Origin of the sequence: Propionibacterium cyclohexanicum, assembly GCF_900111365.1 — a bacterium.
Lineage (GTDB): Bacteria > Actinomycetota > Actinomycetes > Propionibacteriales > Propionibacteriaceae > Propionibacterium > Propionibacterium cyclohexanicum.
Map to the genome: position 1 here is coordinate 67,248 of NZ_FOGZ01000003.1, position 18,635 is coordinate 85,882.

20 protein-coding genes are annotated in these 18,635 nt (G+C 66.9%); 8 read left to right on the plus strand and 12 right to left on the minus strand.

Features of this window, described 5'->3' with window-relative positions:
* The first annotated feature begins 7 nt into the window (after positions 1-7).
* Positions 8-1,159: an ABC transporter ATP-binding protein gene (locus tag BMX93_RS02495; protein WP_218139193.1), complete on the plus strand. Its 1,152-nt coding sequence runs from the start codon at positions 8-10 to the stop codon at positions 1,157-1,159.
* Positions 1,156-2,721 carry an inositol monophosphatase family protein gene (locus tag BMX93_RS02500; protein WP_091967398.1) on the plus strand — a complete coding sequence of 522 codons (1,566 nt, stop codon included), beginning with the start codon at positions 1,156-1,158 and terminating at the stop codon, positions 2,719-2,721. The genes BMX93_RS02495 and BMX93_RS02500 overlap by 4 nt, the downstream gene beginning before the upstream one ends.
* 63 nt (positions 2,722-2,784) lie before the next feature.
* Here BMX93_RS02500 and BMX93_RS02505 read toward each other — a convergent pair whose 3' ends face one another.
* From BMX93_RS02505 to BMX93_RS02515, 3 genes are all read right to left on the minus strand, one after another.
* Positions 2,785-3,045 (minus strand): WhiB family transcriptional regulator, encoded by a 261-nt coding sequence (locus BMX93_RS02505; protein ID WP_091967399.1) that lies wholly within the window; start codon positions 3,043-3,045, stop codon positions 2,785-2,787.
* Positions 3,046-3,261: 216 nt separating this feature from the next.
* Positions 3,262-4,185 (minus strand): hypothetical protein, encoded by a 924-nt coding sequence (locus BMX93_RS02510; RefSeq protein WP_091967401.1) that lies wholly within the window; start codon positions 4,183-4,185, stop codon positions 3,262-3,264.
* Positions 4,186-4,254: 69 nt separating this feature from the next.
* Entirely contained in the window at positions 4,255-5,334 is a 1,080-nt protein-coding gene (locus BMX93_RS02515) for a mannose-1-phosphate guanylyltransferase (RefSeq protein WP_091967620.1), read from the minus strand.
* A gap of 79 nt (positions 5,335-5,413) precedes the next feature.
* On the opposite strand from BMX93_RS02515, the gene BMX93_RS02520 reads away from it, so the two are divergent.
* Positions 5,414-6,658 carry an LCP family protein gene (locus tag BMX93_RS02520; RefSeq protein WP_091967403.1) on the plus strand — a complete coding sequence of 415 codons (1,245 nt, stop codon included), beginning with the start codon at positions 5,414-5,416 and terminating at the stop codon, positions 6,656-6,658.
* Positions 6,659-6,740: 82 nt separating this feature from the next.
* Here BMX93_RS02520 and purE read toward each other — a convergent pair whose 3' ends face one another.
* Both purE and BMX93_RS02530 read right to left on the minus strand, forming a co-directional pair.
* The gene (gene purE / locus BMX93_RS02525) at positions 6,741-7,244 is read right to left on the minus strand and encodes a 5-(carboxyamino)imidazole ribonucleotide mutase (protein ID WP_091967623.1); all 504 of its coding nucleotides are present in this window, start codon (positions 7,242-7,244) and stop codon (positions 6,741-6,743) included.
* A gap of 128 nt (positions 7,245-7,372) precedes the next feature.
* Positions 7,373-8,533, minus strand: a complete 1,161-nt coding sequence (locus BMX93_RS02530) for a 5-(carboxyamino)imidazole ribonucleotide synthase (RefSeq protein ID WP_091967405.1) — start codon at positions 8,531-8,533, stop codon at positions 7,373-7,375.
* 37 nt (positions 8,534-8,570) lie between these two features.
* On the opposite strand from BMX93_RS02530, the gene BMX93_RS02535 reads away from it, so the two are divergent.
* Positions 8,571-9,287 (plus strand): Type 1 glutamine amidotransferase-like domain-containing protein, encoded by a 717-nt coding sequence (locus BMX93_RS02535; RefSeq protein WP_091967407.1) that lies wholly within the window; start codon positions 8,571-8,573, stop codon positions 9,285-9,287.
* 84 nt (positions 9,288-9,371) lie between these two features.
* Here BMX93_RS02535 and BMX93_RS02540 read toward each other — a convergent pair whose 3' ends face one another.
* The 4 genes from BMX93_RS02540 to BMX93_RS02555 form a co-directional block, all read right to left on the minus strand.
* Positions 9,372-9,968, minus strand: a complete 597-nt coding sequence (locus tag BMX93_RS02540) for a TetR/AcrR family transcriptional regulator (protein WP_091967409.1) — start codon at positions 9,966-9,968, stop codon at positions 9,372-9,374.
* Positions 9,969-10,055: 87 nt separating this feature from the next.
* Positions 10,056-10,556, minus strand: a complete 501-nt coding sequence (locus tag BMX93_RS02545) for a PH domain-containing protein (RefSeq protein ID WP_091967410.1) — start codon at positions 10,554-10,556, stop codon at positions 10,056-10,058.
* A gap of 56 nt (positions 10,557-10,612) precedes the next feature.
* Complete coding sequence (locus BMX93_RS02550) at positions 10,613-11,401, minus strand: biotin--[acetyl-CoA-carboxylase] ligase (protein WP_245725682.1); 789 nt, start codon at positions 11,399-11,401, stop codon at positions 10,613-10,615.
* Between the two features lie 225 nt (positions 11,402-11,626).
* Positions 11,627-12,967: a threonine/serine exporter family protein gene (locus BMX93_RS02555; protein WP_281245632.1), complete on the minus strand. Its 1,341-nt coding sequence runs from the start codon at positions 12,965-12,967 to the stop codon at positions 11,627-11,629.
* 71 nt (positions 12,968-13,038) lie between these two features.
* Between BMX93_RS02555 and BMX93_RS02560 the strand changes: the two genes are divergently transcribed.
* Positions 13,039-14,616, plus strand: a complete 1,578-nt coding sequence (locus BMX93_RS02560) for an acyl-CoA carboxylase subunit beta (RefSeq protein ID WP_091967414.1) — start codon at positions 13,039-13,041, stop codon at positions 14,614-14,616.
* A complete protein-coding gene (locus BMX93_RS02565; RefSeq protein WP_245725683.1) occupies positions 14,613-14,846 on the plus strand; it encodes an acyl-CoA carboxylase subunit epsilon in 234 nt (77 codons plus the stop codon). The genes BMX93_RS02560 and BMX93_RS02565 overlap by 4 nt, the downstream gene beginning before the upstream one ends.
* A gap of 187 nt (positions 14,847-15,033) precedes the next feature.
* Here the strand turns inward: BMX93_RS02565 and BMX93_RS02570 are convergent, their stop codons facing one another.
* On the minus strand, positions 15,034-16,131 hold the full coding sequence (locus tag BMX93_RS02570; RefSeq protein ID WP_091967416.1) for an MFS transporter: 1,098 nt from the start codon (positions 16,129-16,131) through the stop codon (positions 15,034-15,036).
* Positions 16,132-16,467: 336 nt separating this feature from the next.
* Here BMX93_RS02570 and BMX93_RS12645 point away from each other — a divergent pair, with 336 nt between their 5' ends.
* Positions 16,468-16,632, plus strand: coding sequence for a hypothetical protein (locus tag BMX93_RS12645; RefSeq protein ID WP_177170022.1), 165 nt, complete (start codon positions 16,468-16,470; stop codon positions 16,630-16,632).
* Positions 16,633-16,692: 60 nt separating this feature from the next.
* Positions 16,693-16,827, plus strand: a complete 135-nt coding sequence (locus tag BMX93_RS13390) for a hypothetical protein (RefSeq protein WP_281245633.1) — start codon at positions 16,693-16,695, stop codon at positions 16,825-16,827.
* Between the two features lie 18 nt (positions 16,828-16,845).
* Here the strand turns inward: BMX93_RS13390 and BMX93_RS02575 are convergent, their stop codons facing one another.
* Positions 16,846-17,427 carry a response regulator gene (locus tag BMX93_RS02575; protein WP_245725684.1) on the minus strand — a complete coding sequence of 194 codons (582 nt, stop codon included), beginning with the start codon at positions 17,425-17,427 and terminating at the stop codon, positions 16,846-16,848.
* Positions 17,354-18,613 carry a sensor histidine kinase gene (locus tag BMX93_RS13210; protein WP_143052788.1) on the minus strand — a complete coding sequence of 420 codons (1,260 nt, stop codon included), beginning with the start codon at positions 18,611-18,613 and terminating at the stop codon, positions 17,354-17,356. Before BMX93_RS13210 ends, BMX93_RS02575 begins: the two co-directional genes overlap by 74 nt.
* Positions 18,614-18,635 lie beyond the last annotated feature (22 nt).

The window sequence follows — 18,635 nt, forward strand, 5'->3', positions numbered from 1 at the left end:
CCCGCCCATGACAATGGCCCCCGTATCAACAACTTCAGCCAGCATTTCCAACACTGCAGGCGCCACCCCTGGTCTCGAACTGCGCAGCCTCTACAAAAGTCTCGGCGGGCACTCCGTGGTTGCAGGGGTTGAGCTGAGCGTCGCCACGGGCGAGTTCCTGTCATTACTGGGGCCCTCAGGCTGCGGCAAGACGACAACCTTGCGGATGATCGCCGGATTCCTCACTCCCGACCGAGGACAGGTGATCATGGCTGGCCGTGAGGTCACCGGCGATCCCCCCGCGCGTCGACCGAGCGCCATGGTTTTCCAGAACTACGCTCTGTGGCCCCATATGACCGTCGCCCAGAATGTCGCATTCCCCCTTCGCGCACACCACGTCCCTAAAGCCGAGATTTCCCCCCGCGTCGGCGAAGCCCTCGAACTCGTGGGACTGTCACGACTCGCTGCGTCGAAACCGTCCAAGATTTCGGGTGGCGAGCAGCAACGCGTCGCCTTGGCTCGGGCATTGGTCCAGCGGCCCGACATCCTCCTTCTCGACGAACCGATGTCGAACCTCGATGCGAAACTGCGTGTCGAGGTTCGCGACGAGATCCGCCACATCCAGCAAGTTCTCGCCATCACGACAATGCTGGTCACCCATGATCAGGACGAGGCGCTGAGCGTTTCCGACCGGATCGCCGTCATGCACGATGGCCGCCTCGAACAGGTGGCGACGCCGCAGCGGCTCTACACCGCCCCAGCCACCGAGTTCATTGCCTCGTTCGTCGGCACTACGACGGTCGTCGGTGACTCCTTCCGCCCAGCGATCACTGCCAGCGCGCTGCAGGAAAGTGGCCACCGAGGCCTACCTCGCGCCGATGATGTCCTCATCGCCCGACCGGAATCGGTCATTCTCACCAGCCCCGAGGAACCTGGAGCTGTGTGTGCCCATGTCGTTCTCGTGCACATGCGGGGCCATTTCACCGAGGTCGTCGTCCGGGCACCGAAGGGCGATGAGTTGCATGCCTTCTGCACCGGGCACTCCTGGCACATCGGTGACCGGGTCGGTGTCGTCATCGACCAGTTGCTGACCTACCGCTCCTCAAAACTACTGTCCGAACCCGCTACGCACACACCGATGCCCGCCACCGGCGGGAACAGGGAGAGCCTCACCGCATGAACGAACTGAACACCAAGACCACCCCCAGGCCCCGCCTCGTTGCACACCGAGGCGCCTCCCAACTGCGCCCGGAGAACACGCTGGCTGCCCTCGTCGAAGCCGCTCGCCTCCGAGCGGACATGATCGAGGTGGACGTGCGACTGACTGCTGACAAGATACCGGTGCTGCTCCACGACCCCACCCTCGAAAGGCTGTGGAATCACCCGCACGCGGTGAGCAAGACGAGCTGGCAGATGGTTTCCACACTGCGCCACGAGAGTGAGAAGATCCCCGCTCTGGCCGATGCGTTGCGCGCCCTGGCCGGCAGCGGTTGCACGCTGCTCATCGACCTGGACGAGGAAGAGTGTGCTTCGGTGGCCTGCGAGCAGGTCCTTTCGCTGGGATTCGAAACGCCAGTGGAGTGGTGCGGCACCCAACCAGCGATGGCCCGGGTGCGTGCGCTGGACCCCTCGGCCCGGATCTGGTGCCCGTGGGCGCGGCTGGACGTTCCCACCTTCGGTGATCTGGGAGCGTTGCGCCCGACCACGCTCAATGTGGACGCCGCCTTCCTCACCCCAGAGATCGTTGCCGCCGCCCATGCACTGCACCTGCAGGTGGCGTGCTGGACGCTCGACGAGCCGCAAGCGGCGCGCTGGGCGGCGCAGCTGGGGGTCGACTCGATCACCACCAACGCTTTGCCTCTGCTCCAGCGCGTGCTCTGGGACCAGGACACCCGCGAGGAGCTGGCGGCGGGTACGCGCGCCGCGCCGGAACCCGACGAGGACGAGGTCGCTGAGCAGGCCATTGTTCTCGCGCGCCGGATCGCCACCGAAGTCATGGCATTCACCCGCCAGCAGCAGATTGGCGTGGTGGCGCGCAAGGCACATGGAGCAGATCTCGTCACCGATGTCGACCGGGCCATCGAAAGGGAGGTGCGTCGCGTCGTGCGCCAGCACTTTCCCGAGCACGGCTTCCACGGCGAGGAATATGGCACAGCACCAGGGAATGCCTACACCTGGCACCTCGACCCAGTCGATGGCACGACCAACCTTGTCAACAAAGTTCCGTGGACCAGCATGTCGCTGTGTCTGGAGCACGAGGGCACGCCCCTGGTGGGGGTGGTGGCGGACCCGTGGCGGCAGGAGACCTTCGAGGCTCGTCATGGTCACGGTGCCCGATGCGACGGTCACGCCATGCGCGCCGGAGCTGCGCAAGGGTGTACGTCATTGGCGGGCACAACGGTGGGCACCGAGCTGGATGCGCATCGTCCCTGGCAGGGCATGATCACATTCATGACCTCGCTCGCCGATCGAATGTGCACGATGCGCATCATGGGTTCGGGCACACTGACCTTGGCCCAGGTTGCGGCTGGCCGCAGCGCCGGGGCATGTGTGTCGGGCTTCCACGCGATCGATCACGGCGCGGCCGTGCTGCTCGTGCACGAGGCCGGCGGCGTGGTGGCGACTCCGTCCGGCCCCATCTCCGGGTTCCCGGAGCACGCAGAGCCGGTGCTCGTTTCGGCGCCGGAGGTGTTCTCCGAGCTGTTCGAGCTGTGGCATACTTCGCTCGCAACGGCCCAGTGACGTTCCCCCGCGGCTGGCTGGGTGGACACAGTGGATAGCAGCGCCCAGACGTCAGATGTCTGGTCAGCTGGCCCGGCGGCGCAGTCTGCGGCGTTCCCGCTCGGACAGGCCTCCCCAGATGCCGAACCGCTCATCGTGCTCGAGGGCGTATTCGAGGCATTCCCCGCGGACGGGACATGCCTGGCAGACCTTCTTGGCCTCGCGGGTCGAGCCGCCCTTCTCCGGAAAGAAGGCCTCGGGATCGGTCTGGGCGCACAATGCCCGCTCCTGCCATTCGAGAGCGGCTTCCTCGTCCGATGCCGTCAGCGACAAGAGTTCCTCCATGACACTTCCTCTCGGCCGGATCGTCTCGACCGACCCCGAAACGGCGCTTCCCGAAACCGGTGACACAGCTGGTCGTCCCGGTAAACGCTGCCCGGACGAATCACAAGAGTGAAACTACATGACTGTCACCACGAGCGGGCCCGGCCGAACAGATCCGGGGGAAGATGCGACTCAGGTCTCACCTCGCAACCACTCGTGCGAAACTGGGCGGCGAGCTCAGAAGGACTCCGGTGCCGGGTCCTCGGGTGGCAGGGGCGTCCACTGCGGGGGATTCCCCGCGCCCGACGTCCCCCTGCTCGGGGTGTGCCCGGCGAGGTCGGGGGATGCCTCGGCCCCCGCCGCGCCGGCCTGCCCGGACGCCGGGGCGGGGGGCTGCACCCCTGCGGCCCGCTCGGCGGCACTGGCCCATGGCCTGTGCACCCTGATGGGCCCGCTCGCCGGATCCGAGAGATCCTGCCCCAGGGCCTTGATACTGGGCTGCTGTCCTCGCACCCAGCTCTGCGCGACAGCGCTCGGGTCGGGGCCCGAAGTGCCGGTGGGTGGGGCACCATCGGCTGGACCGGCCGGCGCGCCGCGCGCCGCATCCCGCGCCCTGCTCCACACCTCTGCGATGGCCTGCTCGGGTGGCCAGAGAGGCTCACTGCCCGCCGCCGCGGAGCCGCCCTGCTCGACTGCGGATCGGCCCGCAGCAGGCGAGGCTGCGTCGTCTGCCGCCCTGGCCAGCGCCGCGAGGCGCCACAGCACTGCAGCAATGACGCCCTTGCACAGCACTTCCATGAATCCGCCGATGGCCTCGAGCACCCGCACCACGACAGATCCTCCCGCAGCAACTCCTACGACGAGCAGGAAGAGGTCGTAGGCAGTGACCACGCTTACCACTGCGGCGGCGCTGCGGGTCACCCACTTGACACGCCGCACAGGCGGGCTGATGAGCACGCAGCACAGCACAATGCCCAGATCGAGAAGGACCCAGACGAGCCCCACTGAGTTCCCGGTGACGCGGGCGGCGGCTGCCAGGCCGAGACCATCGTGGGCCATGCTCCACCCGAAGCGAATGAGATCCAGGACGACATAGAGCGCAGTCACCGCCACCAGGAGCCATGCTGCTGGCTCGCGCGTCCTGCGCAGCAGTTCACTCATCGGGACCCACCTCCTTGCAGACCGGCGCCGTGCCCGCCGATTCGCCGGCGCGGTCGCCGCCCGCAACGATTATGCCAACGCCGGATCGACCTCGCGCGCCACGCTCGCCGCGAGGGCCTTGACCTGCTGCGATGCGCTGAGCGGGCAGACCAGGGTGGCCGTGGCGGTGCGCACTGCCACCATCTCGTGCAGGCCCGATACGGCCAGCACCGATCCGTCGGTCTCGGCATTGATGAGTAGGCAGCCGGTGGTGTCTGCAGCCACCACCTGCCCCTGACGGGCATTCCCTGCGTCGTCATGGGGCAATTCCGAGTACAGACTGGCGAAGCTGCCCACGTCGGCCCAGCGCGCGCTCAGCGAGACACCAACCACATGTGCGCTGCCCTGCCCACGGCTCACCGGTTCCACGACCGCGAAGTCGACGGAGATCTTCTCGAGATCGGGATAGATCCGCGCGATCTCCTCGGGATGAGCGGCCAGCCGCACGACGGCGCGGTGGGTGCGGGGCTTGAGCTCCCGAAGTTGTTCGAGCAAGGTGGACGCGCGCCAGACGAACATCCCGGAGTTCCACCAGTAATCGCCGCTGTCCAGGTACTCCTGGGCGAGCAGCGCATCCGGCTTCTCACGGAACTGCAGAACCTGGCACACTCCCTCGAAGCCCGGCACGGCAGGGCCCTTGTGGAGATAGCCGTAGCCGGTGTGGGCACTGGTGGGCACGACTCCGAAGGTGACCAGGGCGCTCGGGTCGGTCTGCGCCACCTCGAATGCCACGCCCAGACGCTGCTGGAAGGTCGCGACCGGCTCGATGAGCTGATCGGCGGTCACCATCGCGACGATGGCCTGCGGATCGCGGGCCGCGAGAACGGCCGCCGGCCAGGCCACAGCATTGAGCGAATCACGGCCCACCGGCTCGCCCAGCAGGTTCTCCGGCGACATCTCCGGCAATTGCTCCGAAACCAGCTGCGCATAGGAGGCACCGGTGCAGACCAGCACATTGTCGGCGCCCACGACTGGGGCAACTCTTTCGAAGGCCAATCGCAGAAGGCTCTTGCCAGAAATGAGACGGAGCAATTGCTTCGGTACGCCCTGCCGACTCAAAGGCCACAGTCGCGTCCCCGAGCCTCCGGCCATGATCACTGCATATCTCACGGGCACACAGTATCGGTTTCCCTGTTCGCGTCCAGTCCGCTGACCCGCCAGGACAGCTCCAACCGGTACCGTAGGCGCCATGGCCGATCCGAGTGACGAACAGCGCCGCCGCGCGGACCTCGAATGGCTCTACGGCGGTCGCGACGACAGCCCCGCGCCGCCCAGTCCCGGGCGAGTCACCAATATCTCGAACACGGCCGATATCGAGCGCCGCGAGCGTGAGTACCTCGCCCGGGCGGCCGCCCGACGGCAGGCATCGGGTCAGCGCCCCCTGTCGCCACCGTCCATCCGGGAGCCACCCGCCGAGCCGCCACGCTCCGCGCGGCCGGCACGCACTGTGCCGGTGATGCCGAAACGCCGCCATCGCGTACGACGCACTGTCCTCACGATCCTGGTCCTGCTCCTGGCCTGGCTCGCGTACACCGTGGCAGTGCCCATCAAGGCCTGGTCGCAGATGCCCCAGGTGAACTGGGTGCCCAGCGGCGCCCGACCGGCCTCCCAGCCCGGAACGGCGATCCTGCTCGTCGGCAGCGACTCCCGCAGCGATATGACCCAGGCGGACAAGGACGCGCTGGGCACCGGCGACGCCGACGGCGGGCGGACCGATACGATCATGATCCTGTACGTGCCCCCGCAAGGAAAGTCCGTACTCATCAGCGTGCCCCGTGATTCCTATGTGAACATCCCCGGATATGGCAAGGAAAAAATCAACGCGGCATACGCCTATGGTGGTCCACAGTTGCTCGTGCAGACCGTGGAGAATGTCACCGGCCTGCGCATCGACGGGTACTTGGAAATCGGGTTCGACGGATTCGCGAATGTCGTCAATGCGGTCAATGGAATCAATGTCTGTCTCGATTCACCGATGGACGATCCATTGGCCAATATCAATCTGCCGGCCGGCTGCCAGACCCTCGACGGCGCCAAGGCACTGGGCTATGTACGTCACCGCCACGGCGATCCGGAGGGCGACCTGGGACGCGCGAAGCGCCAGCGCGAGGTGGTGGCAAAGGTGGCGAACAAGCTGAAGTCGCCCGCCACCGTGATCAACCCGCTGCGCTGGTGGGAGGTGAACATGGCGCTGTCCGGGGCCTTCACACGCGGCGAGGGATCCGGGCCCGCAGAGCTCATTGCGCTTGCCAGGGGCATGCTCTCGGTGGCCTCCGGCAATGGCTACACGGTGCAGGTCCCGGTAGCCGACCCAGCCGGCTGGTCGGACGACGGCACCCAGTCGGTGGTCATCCTCGACTCGGCGAAGGCGCAGGCAATGTTCTCCGCGCTCGCCAAAGGTGACACCAGCACGATGGGCCAGTACGCGAGCTGAACCGAGCGCACCGCGAGCCGTGCAACCGCGCAGTGTTCAGCCGCGCTGTGCCCAAACCGCGCAGTGTTCAGCCGCGCAGTCTTCAGCCGAGCCTGGCCCGCACGGCCGCGCCTTTGTCCAGGGCACTGTGCCGGAGCTGGTCCTGGAAGTCGAGCATCTTGGCGCTCAGCGCGGGGTCGCCGCTGGCAAGAATGCGCACCGCGAGCAGCCCGGCATTGCGAGCGTTGCCGATCGCGACGGTGGCGACCGGTACGCCCGAGGGCATCTGCACGATGGACAGCAGTGAATCGAGTCCCTCGAGATTCTTCAGCGGCACCGGAACGCCGATCACCGGCAGCGGGGTGAGGGCCGCGAGCATTCCGGGCAGATGCGCGGCTCCGCCAGCACCGGCGATGATGACGCGCAGACCTCGGGTGTGCGCCTCGCGTCCGTAGCGCACCATCTCTTCGGGCATCCGGTGCGCGGAGACCACATCGGCCTCGAATCCGACCCCGAATTCCGAGAGCGCATCGGCTGCCGACTCCATGGTGGGCCAGTCCGAATCCGATCCCATGACAATGCCCACCTGGGCCTGGTTTGTGCTCATTGCTCCCCCGTCGACGTTGTGAGTATTCAGTTCCGGCGTGTTCTGCCCCATGGCCGGTTCAGCCGGCCAGACCCATGAGGACCGACGGCCGGTTCACCCGGCCAGACCCATGAGGCCCGATGGCCGGTTTACCCGGCCAGACCCATGAGATATGCCGCCGCGGCGCGGGCGCGCCCCTGCACATCGGCGAGATCGTCGCCATAGGTGGTGACATGGCCGACCTTGCGTCCGGGCCGTATCGACTTTCCGTAGAACTGCACCTTGAGCCCGCCGTCGCGTCCCACGGTGGCCAGTTCGGCGGTGAGATCGTCGCGGCTGCCACCCAGCACATTGCGCATGGTGCACCAGGGCTGGCGTGCCGAGGGGTCGCCGAGCGGCAGACCCGCCACGGCGCGCAGGTGGTTCTCGAACTGGCTCGTCACCGCCCCGTCGATCGACCAGTGGCCGGTGTTGTGCGGGCGCATCGCCAGTTCGTTGACGACCACCTCACCATCGCGCCGCTCCATGAGTTCCACCGCCAGCAGGCCCACCACTCCCAGCTCGGCCGCGATCCGGCGCCCCAGGCGCTGGATCTGGGCGGCCCGGGCTGGATCGAGACCGGGGGCGGGGGTGGTGGTCTCCACGCAGATGCCGTGTTCCTGCACCGTCTCGCTGACCGGGTAGCTGACGCACTCGCCGTGGGGATTGCGGGCCACGATGACCGAGAGCTCGCGGGCGAAGTCGACGAACTCCTCGCCGACGATCTCGACCTTCTCCCCGGCGCTCTCCTCGAGGCTCTGGGCGAACGGCTCTTCGCACTGCTCGGCTCCCTCGATCTTCCAGACCCCGTGCCCGTCGTAGCCACCGCGCGACTCTTTCGCAATGAGCGGCCAGCCGATCTCCTCCCCGAGGGCACGCAATGCCTCCGCATCGCGGCACACCCGCCAGCGCGGCGCAGGAAGTCCCAGTTCACCGGCCAGCCGGGCGCGCATGAGGGCCTTGTCCTGGGCGTGGACGAGGGCAGCCGGGCCGGGGCGCACCGACAGCCCGGCAGCTTCGAGCTTGGTCAGCAAGCTGGTGGGGACGTGCTCGTGGTCGAAGGTGAGGACGTCGATGCCAGCCGCGAAGTCCGTGACGACCTGCGGATCTGTGTAGTCCCCCACCGTCACCTCGTGGACCACCCGTGCCGCGCTCACCTCGGGCCCTTCGGCAAGCAGCTTGATCTCCAGGTCGAGCCCGATGGACGCCTCGTACAGCATCCTGGCCAGCTGTCCGCCCCCGATGATCCCAATGGTGTGCGCCGAATTCACGGTCCAAACCTAGCGGGGCCTGTGAGAACATGACGCCATGAGCACTCACATCGTGGCGATGGGCGGCGGCGGCTTCTCGATGGCAAGGAACGGCGCTCCGACGAGCCTGGACCGCTACATCCTGGATCTGTCGGACGCCCGCTCGCCGCTGGTGTGCTTCGTGCCCACCGCCTCGGCGGATTCGGCGCCCTACATCAACCGTTTCCTCATGGCCTATTCGGGGCTTGGCGTACGGACGATGGTGCTCACCCTGTGGCAGGGCGCCGCCGAGTCGGTCAAGCGCCTGCCCGACGCCGATGTGTTCGTCGTGGGCGGAGGGAATACCGTCAACCTGCTGGCGCTGTGGGACACCCATGGCGTCTCGTCGATATTCAAGCGGTTGGCGAAGGATCACAGCCGCAACGTCGTCTTCTCCGGCCTGTCGGCCGGGGCGGCCTGCTGGTTCGAGGGCTGCCTGACCGACGCCTTCGGTGACATGCGGGGCTGGCGCGGCGGGCTGGGGCTGCTGGGCGGCAGCTTCTGTCCCCATCTGGACGGTGAGGACCGTGGCGCCACCTATACCCAGGCCGTTGCCTCCGGCGTCATCCCCGGCGGCTATGCCGTGGACGACGGCGCAGCGCTGCACTTCATCGATGGGACGCTCACCAAGGTGGTTGCGGAGCGCGAGGGACCGGGCGTGCTGCACGTCCTGCCCAGCAACGAACCCTCCTCGAGCGGCGTGCTGAGCGAGACTCTTCCGGTCGACGTGCTCTGAGCCAGTGACCTGCGCGCCGGTGACCACCGCGCGACCAACGAGTCGCTCGGCGGTTCACGCGGCTGGCGGCTCATCCTGGGCCGGTCAATCGGCCGATTGTTCACCCAGGGTCGCGATGAGCGCCCGCACCACCGCGTCGAGCGTCGCCTGCGCCTCGTCCAGTTGAGCGCCCGCCTCCACCTCGTGCATGGACGCGTAGAGCACGCCGGCGGTCATCTCGGCGGCCACTGTGGCCTTGGTGGGGGCTAGGGGTGTCCAGGCCTCGACAAGTACGCCCGACAAGCTGTGATGGGCGTGGTCGACGGTGCGCGAGGTGTTCGGGTCCAGGCGGTGCTTGCTGATCCGCATGAGCCAGCCATGTCCGGCACGCGTCGCCTGCTCGAGGTTCGCATGCGCCCAGGCGAGGATCTGCTCGCGGGGGTCATCCGTGGAATCCATGCTGTATTGGACCGCCGCGAACCATTCCGGCATATAGCGTTCGACGACCAGGCCTCGCAGATCGTCCACGCTGTCCACATATCGGTAGATGGAATTGCGCGCCACACCCGCCCGCGCGCTCACCGAAGCGGCTGTCAGGCCGTCGGGTCCCTCATCGCGCAGCACGGCCTCGGCTGCGTCCACGAGTGACGCCAGCATCCGTTCGTGGTGCTCGCGGACCGTGGGCGCGTTGATCTTGGGCATGCACAACACCTCCGAGAACCCCGACACAGTGACTGCGGCATCTCCCAACGCTACCCCGGACCCCTCCCAGCGCTGCAGGGGGTGGGGTCAGCTTGTTGCATAGCTGGCGTAGATGAGCTCGGCGAGAACGTTCTGCACGTCGGCTACCTCGGGGACGCCCGGCAGCTCCAGCGGCTGCTCGGAGCTCGTGACCAGCCGGATCGTGCCGCACCCGCAGAGCCGATCGAGCAGGCTGCGACGAAAGGCCACATCGCTGATCCGGTTGAGCGGTAGATCGTGGCCGCTGCGGTGCACCAGCCCGGTCCTCAGCATGATCCGACGGGTGGTGATCGTGTAGCTCGTGGTCAACCAGCGCAGCGCCGGGGACAGCACGAAGATCACGACGCACACAAGGAAGATCGCCGCCAGCCCGATCCGCACCCATGACACCGCACTTCCCCAGTTGCGCGGCACCTGCCCGATGACGATGCCGAAACCGGCCGCGAGAAGGATGAGCATGAACGCCGGGCCCATGAGCACCCGGGGGTGGGAGCGCAAGCGCACCACCAGCTGCTCGTCCGGTCCCAGCCCGCCGCGTAAATGCCGCATGCCACCATTGTGGCAGTCACCGACCGATGCCTGCAGTGACGCTACGCCCAACCGGCTCAGCGCAGGTGCACCACATCGCCGGCACTGTGGGCCTCAACCTGCCCGCCGCGCTCAATGAGGATGGCCCCCGTGGGGTCGACACCTACCGCATGGCCGGTGAGCACGCCGGCGGCGGCACGCTGCACGTCGACATGCAGGTTCACCTGACGCCCGATCGTGTCGCACGCTGCCTCGTACTCCGCGCGCAGCTCACCTCGGTCCTGCCACAGCCCGAACCAGCGCTGCAAGCTAGCGAGCACCTCGGCGAGCACCGCCGTCTTGTCGTGCGGCAGGCCAGCGAGCAATAACGATCCGGCGGTCGGCACCGGCAACTCGCACTCATCCATGCAGACATTGAGCCCCCAGCCCAGCACGGCCAGGTCCCCGGCTCGCTCGCACAGGATGCCGCAGACCTTGCGCCCGTCCACGAGCACATCGTTGGGCCACTTGAGGGTGACCCGGCCGGCTCCCGCGTGCGTGTAGCGTTCCACCCCCTCGCGCACCGCCAGGCCCACCAGAAGGCTGAGCCAGCCCCACATCGGGGGAGCAGGCCGGGGCGCCACCACGGCGGAGCAGGCCACCGAGGTCCCTGGCGTGTCGCGCCACTCGCGCGCGAACCGCCCCCGGCCCTCGGCCTGGTGCTCGCTGAGTACCACAAGACCGGCGTCGCCGCCTGCCTTGATGAGGGCGGCAGCATCCTGGTTGGTCGATCCGGTCGATGCCCGCCATCGGATCGGGCCCCAGCAGCTGCCCGGTCCCAGCAGCGCGGTGAGTTCATCGACGGACAGGGGCGCAGTGGTCGGCACGCCCTTCACTGTATTGCCGCGGGGACGCTACGCGTCTGCGTGGCCAGCGTCTGCGTGGCCACAGGCGAAGCCCGGTCCCAGAAGCCACGGGCGAAGCCCGGTCCCAAAAGCCACGGGCGAAGCCCGGTCCCAAAAGCCACGGGCGAAGCCCGGTCCCAAAAGCCACGGGCGAAGCCCGGTCCCAGAAGCCACGGGCTTTGTCCTTGCCATTTCGCAGCGGCGCGCTCAGCCGATGAGGGTGCTGCCCTCCTCGGTTCGGAAGGCGTGCGGGCTGGGGCGCCAGCGCATGATCGTCCAACCCGGGTCCGTGCACATCCGGGCCGCTGCCAGTCCGGACGCCAGGGCGAGCACGCCGATGAGGGCGTCCATGCCGAAGGTGATCGCCTGGGTGGTGTTGCTCGCGTTGAACCAGTACAGCGTGCGATACATCGCAGCACCCGGCACCATGATCACCGAACCCGGGACCGACAAGGTGATGCGCGGCAGCGTGTTGTGGTTGGCGAAGGCGAAGGCGAGCAGGCCGGTGATGAGGCCGCCGATGAAACTGCCGGCCGCATCCGGCACGCCGGCTGCGGACAGCGCGAAGCGGGTGAGATTGGCAAGCGTCCCGGCCAGCGCCGCCCGCCAGATCATCGCCGGTGTGGAATTGAACATCACTGCGAAACCACAGATACCGATGAAGGTGCTCACAGCGATGGCGATCCACCACCACACGCCGGTGATCTGATAGCCAGGCGGCAACGGCTCCAGCCCGAATACCAGGCAGATCGCCCACGCACCGGCCCCGGCCGACAAGACGATCGCCATCGCATAGAAGGCTCGCGGCAGGCCGGCACCGAAGTCGAGCCGGGCGATATCGAGGACGGCGGTCATCATGGGAAATCCGGGAACGAGGAACAAGATGGCCGCCACATAACCGGTTCCGTCGACATTGTGCAGCGGAAGCCATGGCTGGGCGCGGCACAGCACGGAGACGATGAGGTAGACCAGGCTGGACACTGCCCCGGCGATGGCCGCCACTCCGAACTGGTTCGCCTCACGGCGCGCGAGCGTACGGCGCACGGCCTGTCCGCTGGCCGAGGCGATGAGCACCACGAGTGCTTCCTCGATGCTGAACCGATTGAGCACAGCGAACGCGGCGCACGCCATCCCGGCCGAGAGCACATTGAGCCAGGCAGGCCAGATCGATTTCACGTGACGAGAGATGTGATCGAGACGGCTCTCCAGGAAGAAGGCGTCGCAGCCGTTCGGCATATTCCTCGACAAGGTCTCGAGCGCCTCGATGCGCCGGGCATCCACGGCCACCCGCGGAACTTCGCGGACGACGGTGCGGAAGTTGTCGCCCATATGCGTGGTCGTGATGATCTCGGTGAGCGAAACGGCAGCATCGTGGCGGTCCATGCCCAGGGCCATCGCGGCCCTCGCCATCGCGTGCTTCACCCGATAGGCACCAGTGCCCGCGCTGAGCAGCATCGAGCCGAGCCGCACGACCGCCTCCGTCCGGTCCACGAAGTCCGGGTTGTCCCAGCCATTGGTCCTCGCACCGTCGCTCTCGTCCCCGCTCACAGCGACCATTGTGCCCACCAGGGCCGCCGCGTTGCCCGGGGCTGTCCATCGCGGCCGCTAAGGTTTCGTGCATGGCGACGAACATCCACACCACTGCCGGGAAGCTCGCCGATCTCGGTGAGCGGATCGACTCGGCGGTGCATGCGGCCTCTGCGTCCAGCGTCGAGAAGCAGCATGCCCGCGGCAAGATGACAGCCAGGGAGCGCATTCTCGCGTTGCTGGACGAGGGCACCTTCACCGAGATGGACGAGTTCAGCCGACACCGCAGCCACGCCTTCGGGATGGAGAACAACCGCCCGTATGGCGACGGCGTGATCATCGGGGTGGGGGCAATCCACGAGCGCCCGGTGTGCGTGTTCAGCGAGGACGTCGGCATCTTCGGTGGCTCGCTGGGGCAGGCGCACGGTGAGAAGATCTGCAAGATCATCGACTTCGCCACGAAGACCGGCGTCCCCCTCATCGGCATGAATGAGGGCGGCGGCGCCCGCATCCAGGAGGGCGTGGCCTCGCTGGCGATGTATGGCGAGATCTTCCGCCGCAACACCATGGCCAGCGGCGTGATCCCGCAGATCAGCATCATCATGGGCGCGGCTGCCGGCGGGCACGTGTACTCCCCGGCCCTCACCGACTTCGTCGTCATGGTCGACCAGACGAGCCAGATGTTCATCACCGGACCCGACGTGATCAAGACCGTCACCGGCGAGGACGTCACCATGGAGGAGCTGGGCGGTGGACGCACCCACAATGCGATCGCCGGCAACGCCCACTACCTGGCCGCCGACGAGGCCGATGCCATCGAGTACGCCCGCGACCTCATCAGCTATCTGCCGCAGAACAATCTCGAGGACGCCCCGGTCTACGAGTTCCCCGACGACATCGATGTGCCGATCACCGATCACGACCGCACTCTCGACACGCTCATGCCGGATTCCCCCTCGCAGGCCTATGACATGCGCGAGGTGATCCGAACCGTCCTCGACGACGACGAATTCCTCGAGGTCATGGCCCTCTACGCCGGCAATGTGATCTGCGGTTTCGGGCGCGTCGAGGGCCGCAGCATCGGCATCGTGGCGAATCAGCCGCTCCAGTATGCGGGCTGTCTGGACATCAAGGCGAGCGAGAAGGCGGCGCGCTTCGTGCGCACCTGCGATGCCTTCAACATCCCGATCCTCTCATTCGTCGACGTGCCGGGATTCCTACCCGGTGTGGAGCAGGAGCACAACGGGATCATTCATCGGGGCGCCAAGCTCATCTATGCCTACTGCGAGGCGACAGTGCCGAAGATGACGGTTGTCACCCGCAAGGCCTATGGCGGGGCCTATATCGTCATGGGTTCCAAGCATCTGGGGGCCGATATCAACCTGGCCTGGCCCACCGCCCAGATCGCGGTGATGGGCGCCGATGGGGCGGTGAGCATCCTGCACCGCAAACGGATCGCCGCAGCCGCCGATCCCGAGGCGGAGCGTCGCCGGCTCATCGAGGAATACGACGCCCAGATGTCCAATCCCTATGTCGCGGCGGAGCGGGGCTACTTCGACCAGGTGATCTACCCGCACGAGACACGCTCCCAGGTGATCCGCTTCCTGCGTCTGCTGCGCACCAAGCGCGAATCGCTGCCGCCCAAGAAGCATGGGAACATCCCGCTGTGAGTGCACGCAGCGAGGGTCAGTCACCGGTCTTCCCGCTCCAGGTGACCAAGGGAGAACCCACCGACGAGGAGCTGGGGGCGCTGAGCGTGGTACTGAGCGCGATGCTCGCGCCCGCCCCTGCCAGGGAGAACGTGGACCGCACCCAGCTCAGCGGCTGGAAATCCTACTGGCGCACGATCCGCCAGCCGCTGATGCACGGCCGGGAGGCCTGGGGGTCGAGCCTGCGCTGAGTTGTTCAATTCTCGTGCTTCTGGTGGGCACCACAGCGGCCATGAAATGGAAGTACAATTCAGTGGGAATCGGAATTCCCCCTTGGTCGGAGCTGTGAGGTTGTTATCGCGTTATGCGGAGTGGGAATACCAGATTTCCGTGAACAAGAGGACATCTGTGCGAACCTCATGGGTCGTGCTCGGTTCGTCAGGCTTCGGCGGGGGTCCTGCTGGCCCCCAGCCGCGCCTGGCGCAGTGGTGCGCAGGCCAGCAGGGGCACGGTTCCGGCGAGCCCGAGGATTGCGCAGCACCCGAGCGCGAGGGGGGTGCCCCAGCGCTGAGTCAGCGTACCGAGCAGCAGATTGGTGACCACGGCGGGCATCATCTGGGCCATCACGAGCACAGACGCGAACCGGGACTGCAGCTTGGCGGGAGTGAGCAGGACGAACAGCGGCGACAGGTGCCCGCTGAAGACCATGAGCCCGGCGCCCAGAAGGAACGCGGCACCACCCACCGCCCACGACGAGGGCAGCACAGCCATCGCAGCGACAGCGAAGCAGGCAAGGCCCACACCGGCCACCAAGGCCACTTGGGCCCGGTGGAGTGGACCGAAGATGGCCAGAGCGGCACTGACGAGCACTGTCCCGGCCGTGGACGCCATGACGATCGCGCCGGTGGCGCCCGCCGACCAGGCGCGGGAGCGGGCCAGCAATGGCACGAGCAGATTCGTCACCGGAAGCAATCCTCCCGCAACCAGGACAAGCGATGCCACCAACGCCCTGCCGCTGCGATGGCGGCGCAGGGCCGACAGCCCCTCGCGCAACTGGGTGAGGGTGTTTCCCGTTGAGGGGTTCCCGGTCAGCTCATGTCTGGGATGCAACCGCACGAGCACGCCGATCACGAGCAGGAAGGTGACGATGTCGAAGACGATGGGAGCGGGCAGGCCACCCCAGGCGATGAGCAGGCCACCCAGGCCCGGGCCGGCCAAGGTCGCGACGGTACCCAGGGTGCTGCTCACCGACATCGCACGGGGCACATCTTCAGGCTCGACGAACTGACGAATGAAGACGAGCTCGGACGGTGAACGGAAACCATCGATCACCGCGGCAATCACGGCATAGCCCACCAGCAGGGCTACCAGCGGCACGCCCAGACGCCACGCCCAGACGCCACGCACCGAGGAAACAGCCCAGGGCCAGCACCGACACGACAAGGGTGCCGATGAGCAGACGCCGCTGACCCGTCCGATCCCCAGCGACACCACCAAACAGCAGACTGACGACCATGATCGCGCTGGACAGGGCACTCACCGCCCCGGCGAAAACCCCGCCGAATCCCGAGCTCGTCCAGCTCAACGTGAAGTTCCACACGTAATCACCCAATTGCGACAATCCCGCCGCACACAACCACACAACGATCGTCCCGGTGACCCACGAGCTTCTCTGCTTCTTCAGTTCAGTCATGTCATCCCACTATGAGCCGCCTTTATGGCGAGTATCGATAGACAGGGCCTGAGCGATGATTCGCAGAATCCGGCTCTCGGACTACTCGCGCGAGAATGCTACATCAAATCGCCCCGGCTCCGGAAACGAGTCTGATCCCACAGAGAATTGAGGATCCTGGCAGCTTCGGCAGAGGGGGCATGAAGAGCGACCCGCTCTACCGAGCCCGCCGGACCCTGCTCGCCGAAGCCCGGCTACTCACCGAGATCCAAAAGCTCGCCCGCACCCTCACACAGCGCGCCACCGAGGTGTTCAGCTATGTCGACTGGCCCAGCGCCCGCACATTCTTTTGGCGGCTCTACTGAGTACAATCGCAGGTGGCGTCAGCGGGGGTGTTCCCTACTCGACCGGTCAAGGAGCCAACCATGCGGACTATTGCCGCCGCAGTCATCGTCTCGATCATCTTCGCCGTCACGCCCGCGGTGCCGGGGCCCCATTCTGCGAACCCCGATTCGATCAGCGCCGCCATGTGCCGGATGTTCCCCGTTCTGTGCCGCTGAAACCGGACGCCACCCGGATCAGATTGCGCCGCTGCGGAACGCCCAGGTCACCATTCCCACCCGGTCGGCGCAGTCCAGCTTCGTGAGGATCGCGGAGATGTGGGTTTTCACCGTTGCCTCGGAAACTCCCAGGCGCGCTGCGATCTGGCGATTCGTGAGCGACTCGACCACCAGGCACAGCACATCCATTTCCTTTGCGGTGAGCGGGTTCGGAGACTTTTCGTGCAGCACCGAGCCCGCCACCGAAGTCAGGGCACTTGTCGCGCTCGGCGAGAAGACGCCATTCCCAGCGCGCGCTGCTCGGATCGCGTCAGCGATCCGCTCCGGCGCCTCGTCCTTGGTGAGGAAACCGATCGCGCCGGCGTCCAGCGCTTCTGCGAGGAAGCCCGCCGCTTCGAAGGTGGTCAGCATGATCACCGGCGGTTTCGGACGCACCGCCTGCAACAGCCGGCACGCCGGGATGCCCCCCAGCACCGGCATCTGGACGTCGAGCAGCAGCACGTCCACCTGATCATCAGGGTTGCCGTCAGTCAGCCTGTCGACCGCCTGCTGCCCGTCCCTCACCGCCCAGCGCAGGTCCAGGTCGTCGAAACGAGACATGATCGCGCCGAGTGCCCGACGCGCGAGCGCGTCGTCGTCGGCCAGTCCAATCCGGGTCATCACGCTCACTTTCGGTCATCTCCCCGCCCTCGGCGTTGCCCCATCTGGGGATTCGGACCACCGCCATCCACTGACCGGCGTCGCACTGGGTTGTGATCGTGCCGCCGACCTGCGCAAGCCTCTCCCTGAGCCCCTCCAGCCCCGTGCCCGAGGTGGGCAGATCCGGGTTGGCTGGCCTGATCCGGTTGGAAACTATCAGGTTCAGCCGGTCACGGTTCGCGTTCAGCGTCACGCTCACGGGACCTGCCGAATCGCCGTGACGGACGGCGTTGGCGCCCAGTTCGCGCAGCGCGGCGGTCAGCACCGAGATCGCGGCGCGGGATGCGTCTGGTTCGAGTTCGACCTTCGCGTCCAGCGTGAATCCACACGAGACGAGCATCCCGCGCGTCCGCAGCCACTGCGCGGTCAGATCAGCCGGAGCAGCGGACGCGGTTGGCTTCGTCCTCAACAGACCGATCACTTGGCGCAATTCGACCAGCGTTGTGCGTGCCTCTTCGCGTATTCCCTCGACCTGTTGCCTGGTCTGGGTGGACAGATCGGTCCGGGCCAGCAACTCTGCGGCCGAAAGCACCACATGGGAGATGGAACCGGCCACCACATCGTGCATGTCACGGGCCAGCCCGATCCTCTCCGCCTCCCCGCGCGCGACTTCGAGTTCGAGACGAAGCGACGACTGGATTGCCACCACCCTCACCATGGCCCCCGACATCCATGCAGCAAAGAACAACGCGCCGACGATGGCGCCGCCAAGAAGGTACTCGGTGCTCCAGATCACCGCACCGGCAATGGCCAGAACCAGCATCGTGAACCGGAGCCAAGGCCGTGACTCGACGGCCACGTCGAACAGGCCGATCAGCAAGACGAAGACTGCCAGGCCCGGCGTCTCCACCGGAACCAGCAGAGAGACAGCGAACAGAACACCGACGCCCAACCACGCGGGCGGCAACCATGTCGCCACAAAGGCGCAGGCGATCGCGGCCAGGTCGAGCCACAGACCCCAGCCTGCTACTCCGGTCGCGATCGCCGCGATTCCCGCCAGCACTGCACCGACGACGAGAACAGCGGTCCGCACCGGCTTCCAGCGCGCCAACAGGAGCGGGAACCACTCCGTCGTCGGTATGGGCACGTCTTCACTCCGTGGTTTGTGC

Excerpts from the sequence above, each read along its gene's own strand:
- BMX93_RS02500 (WP_091967398.1), top strand. The coding sequence starts at position 1,156 with ATGAACGAACTGAACACCAAGACCACCCCCAGGCCCCGCCTCGTTGCA.
- BMX93_RS02510 (WP_091967401.1), bottom strand. The coding sequence starts at position 4,185 with ATGAGTGAACTGCTGCGCAGGACGCGCGAGCCAGCAGCATGGCTCCTG.
- BMX93_RS02535 (WP_091967407.1), top strand. The coding sequence starts at position 8,571 with ATGAGCACTCACATCGTGGCGATGGGCGGCGGCGGCTTCTCGATGGCA.
- BMX93_RS02505 (WP_091967399.1), bottom strand. The coding sequence starts at position 3,045 with ATGGAGGAACTCTTGTCGCTGACGGCATCGGACGAGGAAGCCGCTCTC.
- BMX93_RS02520 (WP_091967403.1), top strand. The coding sequence starts at position 5,414 with ATGGCCGATCCGAGTGACGAACAGCGCCGCCGCGCGGACCTCGAATGG.
- BMX93_RS02545 (WP_091967410.1), bottom strand. The coding sequence starts at position 10,556 with ATGCGGCATTTACGCGGCGGGCTGGGACCGGACGAGCAGCTGGTGGTG.
- BMX93_RS13390 (WP_281245633.1), top strand. The coding sequence starts at position 16,693 with ATGCGGACTATTGCCGCCGCAGTCATCGTCTCGATCATCTTCGCCGTC.
- BMX93_RS02560 (WP_091967414.1), top strand. The coding sequence starts at position 13,039 with ATGGCGACGAACATCCACACCACTGCCGGGAAGCTCGCCGATCTCGGT.
- BMX93_RS02540 (WP_091967409.1), bottom strand. The coding sequence starts at position 9,968 with ATGCCCAAGATCAACGCGCCCACGGTCCGCGAGCACCACGAACGGATG.
- purE (WP_091967623.1), bottom strand. The coding sequence starts at position 7,244 with ATGAGCACAAACCAGGCCCAGGTGGGCATTGTCATGGGATCGGATTCG.
- BMX93_RS02575 (WP_245725684.1), bottom strand. The coding sequence starts at position 17,427 with ATGTCTCGTTTCGACGACCTGGACCTGCGCTGGGCGGTGAGGGACGGG.
- BMX93_RS12645 (WP_177170022.1), top strand. The coding sequence starts at position 16,468 with ATGAAGAGCGACCCGCTCTACCGAGCCCGCCGGACCCTGCTCGCCGAA.
- BMX93_RS02495 (WP_218139193.1), top strand. The coding sequence starts at position 8 with ATGACAATGGCCCCCGTATCAACAACTTCAGCCAGCATTTCCAACACT.